The 15,619-nt window shown below is 66.0% G+C and carries 16 protein-coding genes; 11 read left to right on the forward strand and 5 right to left on the reverse strand.

Annotated features, from left to right (window positions below; translation table 11 throughout):
* Positions 1–228: 228 nt before the first annotated feature.
* Positions 229–492, reverse strand: a complete 264-nt coding sequence (locus ACIQC9_RS00670) for a DksA/TraR family C4-type zinc finger protein (RefSeq protein ID WP_400611642.1) — start codon at positions 490–492, stop codon at positions 229–231.
* 143 nt (positions 493–635) lie between these two features.
* On the opposite strand from ACIQC9_RS00670, the gene ACIQC9_RS00675 reads away from it, so the two are divergent.
* Entirely contained in the window at positions 636–1,379 is a 744-nt protein-coding gene (locus tag ACIQC9_RS00675; RefSeq protein WP_400611644.1) for a DNA polymerase III subunit epsilon, read from the forward strand.
* Between the two features lie 43 nt (positions 1,380–1,422).
* On the opposite strand, the gene ACIQC9_RS00680 is transcribed toward ACIQC9_RS00675, so the two are convergent.
* The 3 genes from ACIQC9_RS00680 to ACIQC9_RS00690 form a co-directional block, all read right to left on the reverse strand.
* Entirely contained in the window at positions 1,423–1,782 is a 360-nt protein-coding gene (locus ACIQC9_RS00680) for a DUF4440 domain-containing protein (protein ID WP_400611646.1), read from the reverse strand.
* Positions 1,775–2,050, reverse strand: a complete 276-nt coding sequence (locus ACIQC9_RS00685) for a hypothetical protein (protein ID WP_400611648.1) — start codon at positions 2,048–2,050, stop codon at positions 1,775–1,777. Before ACIQC9_RS00685 ends, ACIQC9_RS00680 begins: the two co-directional genes overlap by 8 nt.
* Positions 2,051–2,162: 112 nt before the next feature.
* Complete coding sequence (locus tag ACIQC9_RS00690) at positions 2,163–3,056, reverse strand: SDR family oxidoreductase (protein ID WP_400611649.1); 894 nt, start codon at positions 3,054–3,056, stop codon at positions 2,163–2,165.
* A gap of 441 nt (positions 3,057–3,497) precedes the next feature.
* Here ACIQC9_RS00690 and ACIQC9_RS00695 point away from each other — a divergent pair, with 441 nt between their 5' ends.
* From ACIQC9_RS00695 to ACIQC9_RS00740, 10 genes are all read left to right on the forward strand, one after another.
* On the forward strand, positions 3,498–3,698 hold the full coding sequence (locus ACIQC9_RS00695; RefSeq protein WP_400611651.1) for a ComEA family DNA-binding protein: 201 nt from the start codon (positions 3,498–3,500) through the stop codon (positions 3,696–3,698).
* A gap of 80 nt (positions 3,699–3,778) precedes the next feature.
* Entirely contained in the window at positions 3,779–4,180 is a 402-nt protein-coding gene (locus tag ACIQC9_RS00700) for a hypothetical protein (RefSeq protein ID WP_400611653.1), read from the forward strand.
* A 175-nt stretch (positions 4,181–4,355) separates the two neighbouring features.
* Positions 4,356–4,775, forward strand: a complete 420-nt coding sequence (locus ACIQC9_RS00705; RefSeq protein WP_400611655.1) for a lysozyme inhibitor LprI family protein — start codon at positions 4,356–4,358, stop codon at positions 4,773–4,775.
* Between the two features lie 175 nt (positions 4,776–4,950).
* A complete protein-coding gene (locus ACIQC9_RS00710; RefSeq protein ID WP_400611657.1) occupies positions 4,951–5,481 on the forward strand; it encodes a hypothetical protein in 531 nt (176 codons plus the stop codon).
* Between the two features lie 227 nt (positions 5,482–5,708).
* Positions 5,709–6,875: an amidohydrolase family protein gene (locus ACIQC9_RS00715; RefSeq protein WP_400611659.1), complete on the forward strand. Its 1,167-nt coding sequence runs from the start codon at positions 5,709–5,711 to the stop codon at positions 6,873–6,875.
* 126 nt (positions 6,876–7,001) lie between these two features.
* Positions 7,002–7,523, forward strand: a complete 522-nt coding sequence (locus ACIQC9_RS00720) for a DUF2975 domain-containing protein (protein ID WP_400611661.1) — start codon at positions 7,002–7,004, stop codon at positions 7,521–7,523.
* A gap of 10 nt (positions 7,524–7,533) precedes the next feature.
* Complete coding sequence (locus ACIQC9_RS00725) at positions 7,534–7,746, forward strand: helix-turn-helix domain-containing protein (protein WP_400611663.1); 213 nt, start codon at positions 7,534–7,536, stop codon at positions 7,744–7,746.
* A gap of 35 nt (positions 7,747–7,781) precedes the next feature.
* Complete coding sequence (locus ACIQC9_RS00730) at positions 7,782–9,005, forward strand: hypothetical protein (protein ID WP_400611665.1); 1,224 nt, start codon at positions 7,782–7,784, stop codon at positions 9,003–9,005.
* A gap of 177 nt (positions 9,006–9,182) precedes the next feature.
* Positions 9,183–10,265 (forward strand): NAD(P)-dependent alcohol dehydrogenase, encoded by a 1,083-nt coding sequence (locus ACIQC9_RS00735; RefSeq protein ID WP_400611667.1) that lies wholly within the window; start codon positions 9,183–9,185, stop codon positions 10,263–10,265.
* A 557-nt stretch (positions 10,266–10,822) separates the two neighbouring features.
* Entirely contained in the window at positions 10,823–12,901 is a 2,079-nt protein-coding gene (locus ACIQC9_RS00740; RefSeq protein ID WP_400611669.1) for a catalase, read from the forward strand.
* A gap of 268 nt (positions 12,902–13,169) precedes the next feature.
* Here the strand turns inward: ACIQC9_RS00740 and ACIQC9_RS00745 are convergent, their stop codons facing one another.
* Positions 13,170–15,548, reverse strand: a complete 2,379-nt coding sequence (locus ACIQC9_RS00745) for a putative bifunctional diguanylate cyclase/phosphodiesterase (RefSeq protein ID WP_400611671.1) — start codon at positions 15,546–15,548, stop codon at positions 13,170–13,172.
* Positions 15,549–15,619: the final 71 nt, after the last annotated feature.

The following is a 15,619-nucleotide window of genomic DNA, read 5'->3' on the forward strand; positions in this document are numbered from 1 at the left end:
CACACCCGACCGTGGGTGAAATCATATCGCGATCCGAATGAAACGGTCCGTCGGTTCCCCTTGAAGCCCCGGAAATCGAAGGGCGCAAAATCGAGCGATCCCGCCCATGCGAGAAACTGGACCTGAGCCTCGACAGACACGACGCCCTCGGCGTATCGCAGGCCCGCGGGGTCTCCGGGCATGCCTGGATGGGGTTCGGCAAACAGGGGCAGCGTGATGGACATGGCGTCAGCGGAGCTGACTGTCCTTGCTGCCGCGCCGGTTGATGCCCGAAAGAACGACGCGGCTGTCCCGCCCCGATTGGCAGGGGACGCAGGTCGTGACCCCGGGCAACGCCTCACGACGAGCCTGCGGGATGGGTTCGCCGCACGCGATGCAGTCTTCGGTCCCAGCTCCTGCGGGCATGCGGGACCGCGCCGTCAGCACGCCGTCCAGCACCGTGTCATCGATCTGATCGAGAACCGCGCCGTCGCGCGTCCAGCCTCCGGCCATCCCGGGCTCCGTTTCATGTCCTGTGGAGGATTGGAGATAGGTGTTTCCGTCGCAAACCAAGCGTCGCCGCAGCCCGTGCGAGCCCGAGACCGGAGCGAGATCCGTGCAACCCTGCGCCGGAATCGTCCGCTAAGGGTATGATGATGACAGCGCGCATAAGGGTGATCGATCTCGAAACCGCAGGACCGGGCCCGACCGATGTCTGCGAAATCGGCTGGCAGGATGTCGTCTCTCACGCCGGCCGGTGGCGTCTGGGCGACGAGCGCGGGAGCCTGCTCACCAACCCGGGCCGTCCCATCTCGCCCGACACCATGGCCGTGCACCATATCCGCGACGAAGACGTCGAGGGAGCGCCGTTCTGGATTCGCGCAGCTTCTGCGGTCCTCCGGCCGGAGGAGGGCGTGCTCGCCCTCGCCGCTCATCGGGCCGCCTTCGAGCAGCGCTACTGCACCCCCCGTTTGGCGGGCGGCGTCGAATGGATCTGCACCTGGAAATGCGCCATGCGCCTCTGGCCGGATCTGCCGCGTTTTTCAAACCAGATGCTGCGCTATCTGAGGCGGCCGGAAGGGCTGGACCATGCGCTGGGCCTGCCGGCCCACCGCGCACTGCCGGACGCCTATGTCACAGCCCACCACCTGCGCGACATGCTGAACCTGTCCACGCCCGCGCAGCTGATCGCCTGGAGCCGGGAACCCGGGCTGTTGCCCCGTGTTCCGACGGGGCCTGAGCGCGGCAAACCCTGGAGCGCGGTCGACGACGCCGCCCTGATCGGTCTTGCATCGGATCGGGACCAGAGCCTTCGATTCAGTGCGGAGACCGAACTGCAGCGGCGGGGGCGTCCCGGACGCGCAGCCGCCTCATCAGCAAGGCAGGCGACGCTCTTCTGAAACATGGCGAAGCAGTTGTGTCGATCTGCCTCTGGCGTCGATGTCAGACGTCTGTCGTCGCAGTCGGGGTCTGCTGATGCTGAACGACACGCCAGTCGTCGTGCTCAAGCCGTCGATAAGTGGTGGTGCAGCGCGCGCTATAGGTCTGGGTCTCGACGCGCGCAGCGACGGGGTAGGCGATGACGATCAGTCCGTCTGCGGGGCGGGCGACGCGTTGATCGCTGAACTCGACCCCCTGCCAGCGCGGCGTTTGCGCCACCTCGCTTGCGGCGTCCGCACCGCTGAAGACGAATGGCGCATCCGGCAAGACCATCAGGCATGCAACGTCGATCGTACGACGAAACTGGTCCGGCCTCGCGGTCCAGAGCGCACGCTCGGAACCCCAGATGCGGGCGTCATCCATAGTCGTTGTCCTCAACTCCGCCAGGAAGCGGCGCGGCGGCTGCACCCGGCGTAACGGGAGCCAACTCAGCCGCCTGCGATTTCGGCGGCTCCGCCTGCGCAGAGGGATCCGCCGCCGCGATCTCTACAATCGACAGGATGCTTTCGCCCTGGCTCATGAGCGGGCGGGCGGCGTCGCCCGCCTGCACGTCGGTCGGCGAGGCGACCCGCACGTCGCGAGTCAATCCGCCTTCGGCGCCCAATGTTACGGAATAGGTTCTTATGGTCATGGACGCTGAACCGTCTCGCGGTCCCCGTGTTCCGCCAAGGCGGCACTGACTGTCTGCCTTGGCCTCGAGCGTCCGCTCACCCAACCGGCCGTTCTAAGCCTTTGCGTGATCGTCATGCGACGCCGGCGCTGCCCGTGACCCCATAGACCTCGCCGGTGATATAGCTCGCTTCCTGTGAGGCGAGCAGGACATAGACCGGAGCAATCTCCACCGGCTGGCCAGGCCGGCCGAAAGCGCTCTGCTCTCCGAACGTCTTCACCTTGTCCTGGGGCTGGCCCCCGGACGGTTGAAGGGCGGTCCAGAACGGGCCGGGGGCGACGACATTGGCCCGCACGCCGCGCTCGATCAGCTGTTTCGAAAGCGCCTTGGTGTAGGCGACGATACCCGCCTTGGTGGTCGCATAATCGAGCAGGATCGCCGAGGGATCGTAGGCCTGAACCGATGCGGTCGTGATGATCGCGGCCCCCGGCGGCAGGTGCGGCGTCGCCGCTTTCGTGATCCAGTGCAGCGCATACAGATTGGTCTTCATGGTGCGGTCGAAATCCTCGCTTGAGACCTCGGAAACCGCATTGTGATACTGCTGGTGGCCGGCGTTGATCACCAGAATGTCCAGTCCGCCCAGATCACTGACCGTCCGCTGGACGAGGGCCTTGCACCAGGCTTCATCCGTAATGTCTCCCGGCAAGGCGAGGGCGCGACGGCCTTCGGCCCCGATAAGCGCGATGACCTCTTCCGCATCGCGGGCCTCCGCGGGCAGGTACGATATCGCCACATCGGCGCCTTCTCTCGCATAGGCGATGGCCGCAGCCCTGCCGATGCCGGAGTCGCCGCCTGTAATCAGGGCCTTCCGGCCCGTCAGCCTGCCGGAGCCCCGATAGCTCGTCTCGCCGTGATCGGGGCGAGGCTCCATAAGCCGGGCCAGTCCCGGCTCAGCCTGCGGCTGCTCCGCAAAGGGAGGCCTCGGATATTGCCCACGCGGGTCCTGCATCGTCATCCGATCGCTCACGGCCAAACTCCCTGCTGTCCGGCCGCATTAACCCGGTGGGAAAGGTCTGCGTTCCGGGCGTCCAATGCGCGACCCAGGTTGGTCAGCGCACCGGTCAGTCCTTACGGCGCCGGCGGCGAAGAACATCCGCCCAGTGTTCGGCGAGCGTGAGAAGGCCGATCCGCCGGCTCTGCTCAGGCTCTGGCGCGGCTTCCGCGATCAGCGCTTTCAGCTCGGCCCGGATTTCCTCGCGACTTGATCTTCAACATGGCCCCGCAAGCCGCGGGCGCGCCGTAAGTCTCATCGGCGCCGGAGATTTCGCTTCAGGCCGAGGTCGGCGCGGAGCACCGGGAAGCCGACGGGCCATGTGGCAAGATCGGCGAGGACTAGACTGAACGCCCGTTGAACCGAGGACGCGATCAATCGTTCCGGCCTGCGATCCCGCCTTCCGGAGAGACCTGCATGCTCGATCTGAACCGCGCAACCGCAGAAGAACTCGACGCCATCGAGCCGCTTTCGGGACACGGCTTCGAAATCGTCCGCTACCGGCAGGAGCGCGGACGTTTCGATGATGTCCGCCAGCTTGAGGAAGTTCCCGGGCTTGCTGGCAAGTGGTCCGGCGCGGAGCGGGTCCTGACGACGGATAAGGACGCGCTGGCCTGACAGCCGGCTCCGGCCGCCGACAGACTGGAAACCCGGTCCGACCCCGCCCGTTAGGACAGCGACGCTTCAAAGGATCACCCATGAAAATTCCGCTCCTGATCGCTGCATGCGGCCTGGCCCTTGCCGCCTGCTCTGATCCCCAGGACGCCGCCGAGGACAGGCTTGAGCAACAGGCCCAGGACAGCGCAACCGCGTCGGGGCTCGCCGTCGTCGCCTTCGGTCTGACCGAAGCGCAGCTGCTCGACGCAGAGATCATCGGCGCGAACGGTCAGGAGGTCGGCGACGTCGCCCGGGTTCTGCGAACGGCGGACGGAGGCGTCAGCCAGCTTCTGGTTGAGATCGAGGACAGCGATCCTGATCGCTTTGTCCATGTGCCGCTCTCCGACCTCACGCCCGTCAAGCGCGGGACCGGGACCGACCTCTCGACGTCCATGACGAGGGCCGACCTCAAGGCGCTTCCTTCCGTCCCGCTTCGTCCTTGAGGTCCCCATAACGTTCAGACTTCCCGCTTACGGCCTCTGCCTGATGCTTGCTGTCGCTGCAGCTGGATGTGACCGGCCCGCCCCACGCTCTGCTGAGGCGCCCCCCGCACCTGCGGCTTCGGCCCCGACGCCGTCGGCGCCTGTGGCGAATCTCCCCGCGTCAGCGGCGAACCCGATGCCCGTCGAGGACGCCACGCCATCTCTACCGCTCGTCATTACGGACGCCCAGGTGAGGGCGGAATACCCGCAGCGACTTCATGAGTGTCTCGATACCGGCGAGGCGGCCAAAGGCGTGTCGGTCGCGATGGGCGGGTGTTTCAACGCTGAACTTCAGGCCCAGGACGCGCGGCTCAACGCCGTTTACCGCGCGGTCATGGCCGGCCTGGGCGACGCCGGAAAAGCGCGGTTGCGCGCCGAGGAACTGGCCTGGATCGACCAGCGCGATATCGGCTGTCGAGAGGCGGCCAGCGGGGGAAGCCTTGACAGGGTCGAGATCCCGGCCTGCCTGCTGACAGAAACTGTGCGGCGTCGACTGGCCCTGGAGGCGCGCAGCCCCGTCCGATCCTCCGCGCGAGGAGAGGTGTCGCTGAACTGACGGCGTGGGTCCGGTCCGCGTCGATCTGCTGGACGGCAGGGTGGTCCACCCAGCCAAGCCTCGCCGTCAGACGGATCAGTCTTCGCGTGGAGCACGCGGAGCCCAACCGCGGGTTACAAGGAATTCACTGGTGGAAGAACAGTGATCGACTAGGGGCGGCGCAAAGGAGAAGCTCATGCGCGCCATTGTGAAAACCTCGCCCCTGTTCGCCGCGATCAGCTTGTGCGCCTGCGCGCCCGTCGTCAGCGACGGACCGCCGATGGCGGTGCTGTCCGGTTTGCAGGAGACCGCCCAGCTCAGGAATATCTACATGTCCAGCGACTGGCTCCGGGCCGAGGACGACTTCCAGGACACCTTCACCGAGGAGGTCGGCGAGGAACTGCGCCACTGCATGTGGGGCACAGCGCCGATCGACGTCCGGATTCACCTGGATCGTCTTGATCGTGACGGCCGCCTCGCCACGCTTCTGAACGGGGGCGGGGAGCACAGACTGTCCGGCGTTGTCGAGTTCGTTGATCCCGGTCGCGGCAATGCTGTCGTCGGACGATTTCCCGTCTCGACGCTCGTGAGGGACGACGGCGGTCTGGCCGGTCTCGTCGCTGACCGCCAGATGATGGTGTCCGAAGCCTTTGGTCGGGCGGTCTGCGAGGAAGGGTTCGGCCGCGATCCGCGAGGCCCCCGTGTCGCCAATGCGACAGCGGACTGATAGGTCCGGACGCCTCGTTTTGATCAGGGAAGGGCAGCGCCATGAGGCTGAAAACCTGTCTCGTTAGCTTGGCGGCCGGGCTCGCCGTCCTTGCCGGTACGGCGGCTGCCCAGACGCGTCCGCCGGGCCCGGATCTCCTCGTCAGGGCGGGAAATCTTTTCGATGCGCGCGCCGGCCGAATGGTTGGCCCGCGCGATCTGCTCATCCGGGCCGGACGGATCGCCGAGGTGCGTGACCCTACGGAGGCTCCAGGGGACGCGCCGGTGCTGGACCTGTCGCGATGCTACGTCGTGCCCGGTTTGATCGATGTTCACACGCATCTGCTGCTGGAGGAAAAGCCGGGTGAAGACCTCGGCGTCATCGCCGCTCTCGACCACGCGGTGCGCGGCGACGCAGACCGGGTGCTGAGCGGGGCGGCCCGCGCCAGATCCTATCTCGACGCCGGGTTCACCTCCGTCAGGGATCTCGGAAATTCCGGCCGGTTCCTCGACATCGCCCTGGCGAGAGCCGTTCAGGACGGACGCGTCGCAGGACCTTCCATCTATGGATCAGGGCCGGGACTGGCCCCGGCCGGCGGACAGATGCCCCGGCTTGGCGCGGACCCTCACCAGCTGGTGGCGGGCGAGTACCGGATTGTGACCGGCGAGGTCGACGCCCGCGCGGCGGTCCGCGAAGCCATCGCCGCAGGCGCGCGGGTCATCAAGATGTACCCGGAAGCCACGCCGCAGCGAACGCGGCTGTCCGTCGAGGAAATGCGCGCGATCGTCTCCGAAGCGGCCCGTCACGGCGTGCCGGTCGCAGCGCACGCCACCTCGGATGCAGCGATCCGGGAGGCGGTCGAGGCGGGGGCGTCATCGATCGAACACGCCTATGATGTGTCTGATGAAACGCTCGCACTCATGGCGCAGCGCAAGGTCTGGCTGGTCGCGACCGACCCGTCCGTCGAGATGGCGATGGCGATGACGGAGACCTGGCCCGTGCGACCACCGGAGGCGGAAGTGCGCGAGCAACTGAGCGGGCTGCGCAGCCGGCTGCGCCGGGCGCATGACGCGGGTGTCCCGTTGGCGATGGGGTCGGACCTCTACGTCCCCTACGGCCTTGGTCGAGGCGTGGGTGCGCGCAGCACGCTGGAAGGCTATCTGGATGCGGGCCTCTCGCCCGCAGAGGCGCTCCGGAGCGCGACCTTCAGCGCCGGCGAGCTGGTCGACCCGGGCGCGATCGGCGTCCTGGAACCCAACGCCTGGGCGGATTTCATCGCCATGCCTGGCGATCCGTCCGTCAGCCTTGACGCGCTCGGCTCCATTGCACTCGTCATGCGGCGCGGCGTCAGCGCATCGGGTCTGGCCAGCACGTGTTCCGGCTCACCGGTCAATGGCGCGCCATCTGGCGGCTAGGCCGACATCGATCGGCAGCCGATCGATTACGAAAGTTTCATCTCGAATAACGATAAAATCCTTGATCGATAATCGATATTCCTTATCGTTTATCGAGACGGCCGCGGGGGCCGGGGAGGATTTGATATGGTGGCTCTGGTTGGGAAACGCTCGGTCGCCAGCGTCGTGCGCTGGGTGCTCGGGATTGCGAATGTCCTTGTTCTGATCGGCGGCCTTGTCTGCCTCGGCAGCCTGATCGCGACGTGGGCGGCGCCCGATCTGCTTTCCGGAACCTTCGACGCTGCGCGTGACGTCGATCCGGGCTTGACGGATCAAGGGGCGGGCGGGCTGGCCGCCGTAATGGCGGCGGGGGCCTTCGCCTGCGGCTTCACATGGCTCGTCATCAACCGGCTGCGCCGCATCTTCCTGTCGGTCAACGAAGGTCGGGCATTTGAAGCCGCCAATGTGGGTCGACTTCGCCTGATGGGCGCCGCGATGGCGGGACTTCAGCTCACCACCATGGCCATGCACGCCCTCGGGCCGACGGGCGAGGGCGTGCGGTTTCAGCTGGACCTTGGCGCCTGGCTCGGGGTGCTCGTCGTGTTCATGCTCGCCGAGGTGTTCCGGCAGGGTTCGGACATGCGCGAAGACGTCCAGGGAACGGTTTGAGGGGGTGGCCGTGATTATCGTGGAACTCGACCGGCTCCTGGCGTCGCGCCGCATGTCGCTGACGGAATTGTCCGAGAGGGTGGGTGTGACCATCGCCAACCTTTCGGTCCTGAAGACCGGCAAGGCGCGGGCCGTCCGCTTCACGACGCTCAACGCCCTGTGCCGTGAACTCGACTGCCAGCCCGCCGATCTGCTCGTCTTCCGGCCCGAAGACGCGCGCTGATCGTCTCCGCCCCTTCCTTTTCAACTGGAAACGAAATGAAATCCTCCCTTCTTGCGATCGTCAGTCTGGCCATCGGGCTGGTCGGCGCGCCCGCGTCCTCACAGGTCGGACCACCGCAACCCCTTCCGGCCGAAGTGCTGGCGGACACGGTCGACGAGGCTTCAGCGGCCTGGCTCGCCGCTCACGTCGTTGCGGACGGACCGGTGACCGGCGGTATGAGGTTCGACTTCCCGACGGCCTTCTATGAGAACCGGCTGTTCCTGCTGGCCGAAAGCCATGGTTCGGCGGCGCCCCAGCGTCTCGACCTCGACCTCCTGACGCATCTCAATGCACGCATCGGCCTGCGGGACTATGTCGCCGAGGTCGATCCGGTGCAGGGCGATCAGCTTAACGCCTATCTCGACACCGGAGACGAGGCCCTACTGAAGCGGGTCTTCGACCACTGGACGCGCACCGGGGCGCAGTGGGGCAACACCGCGTTCGAGGACAAGGTCCGGGGCGTCCGCGCCCTGAACCAGACCCTGCCGGCCGAGCGACGCGTCCGGTTCATCGGCGTGGATTCCATTCATGACTGGGCGCTTCTCAGGACATGGGTCGAAGCTCGAGGCGGGGTCCTGGACGAGAGCGCCTGGGCGGCCGGAGGGGCGAGGGGCAAGGCGGCGCTGGCGCTTGCGGCGCTGCAGGGACGCGCGTCCGACGCCGTGGGTCGACGTTTGACGGACCTCCTTCGGCGGCTCTCTGCAGACACCCACCGCGAGACGGCGATATTCGAGACCTATGCCTGGGCTGTGCGCTCCGGCGAACTCGGCGACCGCCCCGCCTATGGGCTCTGGGGAATGTTTCACGCCATGCAGGGGCCGGTGAACGGCGCCGCGCCGTTTGCGGCGCGTGTTGACCAGTCAGACCTGTCGAGCCGCGACAAGGTCGTCACGATCGCCATCCTCTCCCTGGACAGCGCCGTCCAAATCCCCGTTCCCACTCCCGAGGGGGTACGACGTCTGCGATTGACGGACTTCAGCATCGACGGCCCCTTCGTGAAAGTCCAGGGGGCGGCGACCCTGCGTGCGGCCTCGAAGCCCGACCGGATCCTGATCTTCAATCCCGCCGGTGAAGGCAGTCCGATCGGGAATGGCGACTTCATGACGATCCGCACGTCCGTAGGACAGGATTTCACGCTCGATCCGGCCATTCCCGCGTCGGACTACGCCCAGTATATCGGAGTATTCCGCGGATCGGACTGGGCGCCCCCGCGAGAGTAGGGTGCAGGGGACCGAAGCGGCCTATGAGTGAACGTCCCTCCGTCGATCCTCCACTGCGTCGCGAGGAAGACGCTCCCCCCACCGGGTCGATGAGCAGTCCGGGAACCTTGGCTTTACGGAACAGGGACGCGATCCCGAGGATTTCCCGGCTCTCGTTCAAGCCAGCGGAACACCGTCATGAAATCCATCGCCTGGGGCGCCAGAACCGCCCAATCCAAGCTCGAGCGCATGGAGATCGAGCGGCCGGACCCGAAGGATAATGAGGTGACGATCGAGGTGCTCTACGCTGGCGTTTGTCACTCCGACATCCACCAGGTGAAAAACGAGTGGAAGAACACGGTCTATCCCTGCATCCCGGGCCACGAGATCGTCGGCCGGGTGAAGACGACGGGATCCGCGACGAGCCGGTTCAAGGAAGGCGACCTCGTAGGGGTCGGATGCATGATCGACAGCTGCCGGACATGCGATCCCTGCAAGCAGGGCGATCAGAACTACTGCGAGGGGCCGAATGGCTGGCTGGCGACCTACAACGGGCCGATGACTCCGGCGACCGAAACGGAGGACAACTCCAACATCTATGGTCGGGACAACACCTTCGGCGGCTATTCCGATGTGGTCGTCGTGCCCGAAGACTTCGTCCTGACCATCCCCGACGGGCTGGATCCGAAGGCCGCTGCCCCCATTCTGTGCGCCGGCGTCACGACCTGGTCGCCGATGCAGCACTGGGGCATTGAAAAGGGCGACAAGGTCGCCGTACTCGGCTTCGGCGGGCTGGGTCACATGGCGGTGAAGCTGGCGAAGGCGATCGGATGCGAGGTCACCGTCCTGACCTCGAGTCCGGACAAGTTGAAGGATGCGATCAGGCACGGCGCGGACCACGCGGTGATCGAGACCGACAAGACCGCGCTGGCAGACTACATGGGCGCCTTCGACTTCATTCTGTCCACCGTGCCGGAGAAGCATGAGGTGGGCGCCCTGCTGGATCTGCTGAAGCGCGATGGCCAGTTCGTCGTAGTGGGGAATCTCGATGTGATTGACGGGGTCGACAACTCCAAACTGGCGTTCAGACGCCAGAGCATCGCCGGCTCTCTGATCGGCAACCTGCAGGAGACCCAGGACGTGCTGGACTTCTGCGCCGCCAACGACATCGCTCCCGAGGTTGAGATGATCGACATCGAGGAGATCAACGACGCCTATGTGAAGATCGAGAACGGAGACGTGCGGTACCGCTACGTCATCGATATGAAGAGCCTGAGCTGAGAGCTGGCAGGGCGTGGACGACCCTGAACCGGTCTGACCCGCGATCACATCGACGGGGCTGTCGAGCGGTCGCCATAGGACTTGTTCGCGCAGAATCCCGCTTGAGGGGGTCTGGCGAGGGACGGACTGCCATGGCTCGGGACGCTCTAACTGGGTCTGACACCACAGGTCAGCGGAGGCGTAAGCTTCACAGCCTCCTCAGACACCGCTTGCCCGGTCGCAAGGCTGTAAAATCATCGGCGAGGCCATGAAGGTCGTTGCCGTGAGCCCGGAAACCGGGCTGTCCGCTTCCGCGCCAAGACCCGACGAGCATCCAGGGCGCCGGCGGCCGAACCCTTGGAGCGGATTTATCCCGGAAGGCGTAGGCGGCAGCGTGACGGCCAGGCGCCATTTGACCTCCCGGAAACGCTCGTCCACGCCCCCCGCGCAGCAGGGTGAGGCGTTATGGCGTTCGACCCGCCGGCTCCCAGAACTTAAATAAGCTACGGCCAAGCTGAGGCGGCCCGGACGGCCGGGCGTTGGGAGACCATCGCTTCCTCTTGTCGGGATTTTCTTCCATGGCCGCTTCCAGAACCACATCCACGCCCGGAACGGGCGGGGAGACCCATCAGGCCGCCTCTGCGCCCGACGCCCGCCTCACCACGAACCACGGCGTTCCCGTCAGCGACAACCAGAACTCGCTCAAGGCGGGGTCTCGCGGCCCGACCCTGCTGGAGGATTTCGTCCTCCGCGAAAAAATCCAACATTTCGACCATGAGCGCATCCCCGAACGGATCGTTCACGCTCGGGGTTCGGCCGCGCACGGCGTGTTCGAACTGACGGAAAGCCTCGCCGATTACACCACGGCAAAAATTCTGACCGAGGTCGGCAAGACGACGGAGCTGTTCACCCGCTTCTCCACTGTCGCAGGCGGCGCCGGTTCCGTGGACACGCCCCGTGACGTGCGCGGCTTTGCGGTGAAGATGTACACCACCGAAGGCAACTGGGACCTGGTCGGCAACAACATCCCGGTTTTCTTCATCCAGGACGCGATCAAATTCCCCGATCTGATCCATGCGGTGAAAATGGAGGCCGACCGGGGCTATCCCCAGGCCGCCAGCGCCCATGACACCTTTTGGGATTTTATCGGTCTGATGCCGGAATCCACGCACATGATCATGTGGGCCATGTCTGACCGGACCATCCCGCGCAGCCTGCGCATGATGGAGGGGTTCGGGGTCAACACCTTCCGCCTGATCAACGCGGGGGGCGAGGCGACGTTCGTGAAATTCCACTGGCGGCCCCGGCTGGGCGCCCAGTCGACCTGCTGGGATGAGGCGGTCAAGATCGCCGGCGCCGATCCCGACTTCCACCGCCGCGACCTGTTCGAGGCAATCGACGCGGGCGACTTCCCCGAGTGGGATTTCGGCGTGCAGCTGCTGAGTCAGGCGGACGCCGACGCCCTGCCGTTCGACATTCTCGACGCGACCAAGTTGATCCCGGAGGAACTCCACCCGATTCGCGTGGTCGGAAAGATGACCCTGAACCGCAACCCCGACAACTTCTTCGCCGAGACCGAGCAGGTCGCTTTCCTGCCCACCAACATCGTGCCCGGCATCGACTTCTCGGAAGACCCCCTGCTGCAGGGGCGACTGTTCTCCTATCAGGACACCCAGCTGTCCCGGCTGGGAACGGTCAACTTCCACCAGCTGCCGATCAATCAGGCGAAGGGCTGCCCGTTCCAGAACATGCAACGCGACGGACAGATGCAGACCCAGGTCTTCACCGGCCGCGCCAACTACGAGCCCAACAGCCTCAGCCAGGCGGGCGAGGAGGGCGGTCCGCGCGAGGATCCCAAGGGCGGCTTCCGCAGCTTCGAGGTTCCCATGGAGGAGACCAAGGTCCGTCTGCGCGCCGAAAGCTTCGCCGACCACTTTAGTCAGGCGCGACTGTTCTTCCGCTCGCAGACCGAGATCGAGCAGGCCCACCTGGCCAGTGCGCTGGTGTTCGAACTGTCCAAGGTGACGATGGACCATGTGCGCAATCGCGTGCTTGCCAACCTCCGAAACGTGGATGAAACGCTCGCCCAGCGCGCCGCCGACGGTATGAATGTCGCCCTGCCCGCGAAGGCCGACGCGGCCGCCAAGCCGTTCGACATGGATGACTCCCCCGCCCTGCGCATCGTCGGAAAATATCCCGACACCCTGAAGGGGCGCGCGGTCGGCATCCTCGTCACCGACGGCGCGGACGGCGCGGTCATCGAGGCCGTCAGGGCGGCGGCCGAGGCCGATGGCGCCACGGTCAAGATCGTGGCGCCGAAAATCGGCGGCGTGACGCTCAAGGGCGGCAAGACGTTGAAGGCCGACGGCCAGTTGGCCGGCACGCCGTCGGTGGTGTTCGACGCTGTCGCGCTGGTGCTGTCCGAAGCCGGTTGCGCTGAACTGCTGAAGGAGAGCGCGGCCGTCGACTTCGCCGCCTTCGCCTTCGCCCACCTGAAAGCGATCGGCCATACGCCGGAGGCCCAGCCCCTGCTCGACAAGGCCGGTGTCGCAAAGGACGCCGGCGTCGTGGATATTGCAAAGGGCGCGGACGCTTGGCTCAAGCCGGCCCGCACCCGGCAGTGGGACCGGGAGCTGAATGTACGCATGCTCGCATAGGCCAGACTCCGGCAGCGGACCTAGCGTCCGGGAGGCTTTGATGACCGTTCCTCGCGCATTCCGTCTTCGCCCGGAGTCTGCGCGTGGAGCAGGTCGGCTCGCTCGATTTGCTCACCGAGTTCGTGTCCGAAGCCGTCCTTGCCGGCTGGTCGAGGACGTCGGCGACGGCGCGGGCTTGCAGGTCATCGGGGCGGTGTTCGCCCGGATCCCGATGGCTCGCAACCGAATCTTGTCGGCCTCGCGCCTTTGGCCGGCGCCGCTCGGCCGGTCACCCGGCCTTTAACAAATCCACTGGCATCGACAGGGTCGGAAACGCCTCGGCGCGACCATCCAGAAACTCCGCGAGCTGCAGTATCGGAAGAGCTCTTGCGAACCAGTAGCCCTGGATCGCATCGCAGCCGAGAAGGCGGAGGCTGGCGGCCAAGGCCTCGGTCTCCACGCCTTCCGCGACCACAGTCATGTTGAGGCTGTGAGCGAGATCAACGGTCGACTTCATGATCAAGCGGTCGCGCTGGCTGTCGAGCACATCGACGACCAGGGACTTGTCGATCTTCAACTCGTCGGCTTTCAACGCCTTCAGGTAGCCGAGAGACGACAGTCCCGATCCGTAATCGTCGATCGAGATTTTGATGCCGGCTGACCGGAAGGCGGCGAGCGCGTCGGTGGCGAGCACCGGGTGCTGAATGACCGCCGTCTCGGTGATTTCGAAGCAGAGGCGCAGCGGGTGTCGGGCCACGCGTTCGAGGACGTGGGTGCGGAACGCTTCATCCGTCAGAAGTCGACCGGATATGTTGAGGGCGATCATGACGTCGTGCCCCCACTCCTGCAGGCGCGCCTGATCCCGGATCGCCTGCTCGAGGCTCCATTCCGTCAGCGCACGGATCTGGCCCGTTTCCTCTGCGATCGGGATGAACAGGTCCGGCGAAATGAACCCGCGCTCCGGGTGGCGCCAGCGGCAGAGCGCCTCCACCGACCTTACGCCGTCGTCGGACAGGGAGAGTTTGGGCTGATAGTGCAGGGCGATGTCGCCGCTCGCCATGGCGCGGCGCATCTCCGACATGAGGGCGAGGTTGTTGGCGGGTGATCCGAAGCTGTCGTCGCTGTAGACGACGGCATGCCCGTCCGCCTCTCCGGCATGGTTTAGCGCGAGGGTCGCCCGCTCGAGCAGGAGCTCCGGGGACACCGGGCCTCGCCCTTCTTCGACTGCGCCCATACGCAGGAAGATATCGATGGCGTGCCCATCGACCTGAAAGGTCGTCTCCAGCGATTTCAAACCGTCGAGAACCCCTCCGAGTTCACCCTCCGGAAGGTCCTGAAGCATAAAGGCAAGGGTCGAGGTCGCGATCTGGGCGACCTCGACGCCGACAAGCGCCCGGGTGCGTGCCGCAAGTTGTGACAGCAGCCCGTCAGCGACAGCGTAACCGACAACCCCCCGCATTTCGGCATGCCGCGCCACGCCGATCGTCACAACGGCGATCCCGGCCTCCGGGCAGCGTTCCCACGCCGCCTGAATGCGTTGTGTGAGAGAGCGACGATTTGGGAGACCCGTTTCGGGCTGATGCATCGCGAGATGGAGCAGACCGGCCTCACGCTCCTGAATGATCGCGTGGGCGCGGCGGGCCAGCTCAACCCGGGTCGCCCAGACGGCCATGGCGACCTGGGTGCAGAGCAGGACTCCGACCTGGAGGCCCAGGGGGCTGATCGCCTGCAATCCGATGGGCGCAAAAAGCAATAGAAGGGCGCTCACTCCGTGACGAATGATCAGTCCACGGAGGGGTGCGCCGCCGCCACGGCGCGGGCGGAGCAGGAATATGAGCAGGCCGCAGAGCGCCACCGTCGCCAGGGGATGGAGGGTGAAGAGGCGGCGACCCTGAACCAGACTCTCGTAGGCCAGGCCGTGGATGTAGACGCCCGGGATCAGCCCTGCCGGCGTGGCGAATTCATCGCCCAGCTCAAGGGCCGTCGCCCCCACCAGGATGACGCGTCCGGAGACCAGGGACCGATCGAACCGGTCTTGGAGAACATCCTCGAAGCTGAGATGGGGGATCGTCCGGTGATCGATCCCGAAATCGATGTCGTAGCTCCCGGGACCCGAGGACGATCCGGCCATCAGCGCGGCCACCGAAGGCTGCGACGAGGTGAGCGAACGCATGTCGTAGCCACGCACTTTGCCGTCGCTATCGACAGGGACGTTGACGGTAGCGAGCAACGCGTTCTGACGAAGTTCGGGGATCGGCCTGTTCTCGACCACGCCGCTGTCGCGGGCGCCGTAGGTGTCGTTCTGGACAAAGTTGGCCAGCGCGATCTGCCCCGGATGCCGGGCGATCGCTTCGGCCAGGGCCTTGTCGCCCGCGGGCGTCGAGGGGGCGCTGAAGTCTACGTCGAAGGCGACAAGGGTCGCGCCCGCCTCAACGAGGTTGTCTATAGCCTCGGCGTATCGGGCCCGATCCCAAGGCCATGCGCCGGCTGAACGCAGGCTGCGCGAGTCGATCTCCAGAACCGTCAGCGACTGGCTGGCAGGGCGAGAGGTCGCGTCGAAGCGCAGGACGGCCAGGACGTCGTCGATCGGCCGGAGGGCGCCGGCGACCAGTCCACCGCCGATCGCCAGTAAAAGCAGCGCCGCCGATATCGCATCGCGAGCCTTCAACCTCAAAGACGACCAACGCGCCCTCAACGCGGCTTCCCGCCACCGCCGTTGCCGCCGCCGGGATTGCCGCC

This window comes from Brevundimonas sp. NPDC092305 (genome assembly GCF_044755415.1).
Classification (GTDB): Bacteria; Pseudomonadota; Alphaproteobacteria; order Caulobacterales; family Caulobacteraceae; genus Brevundimonas.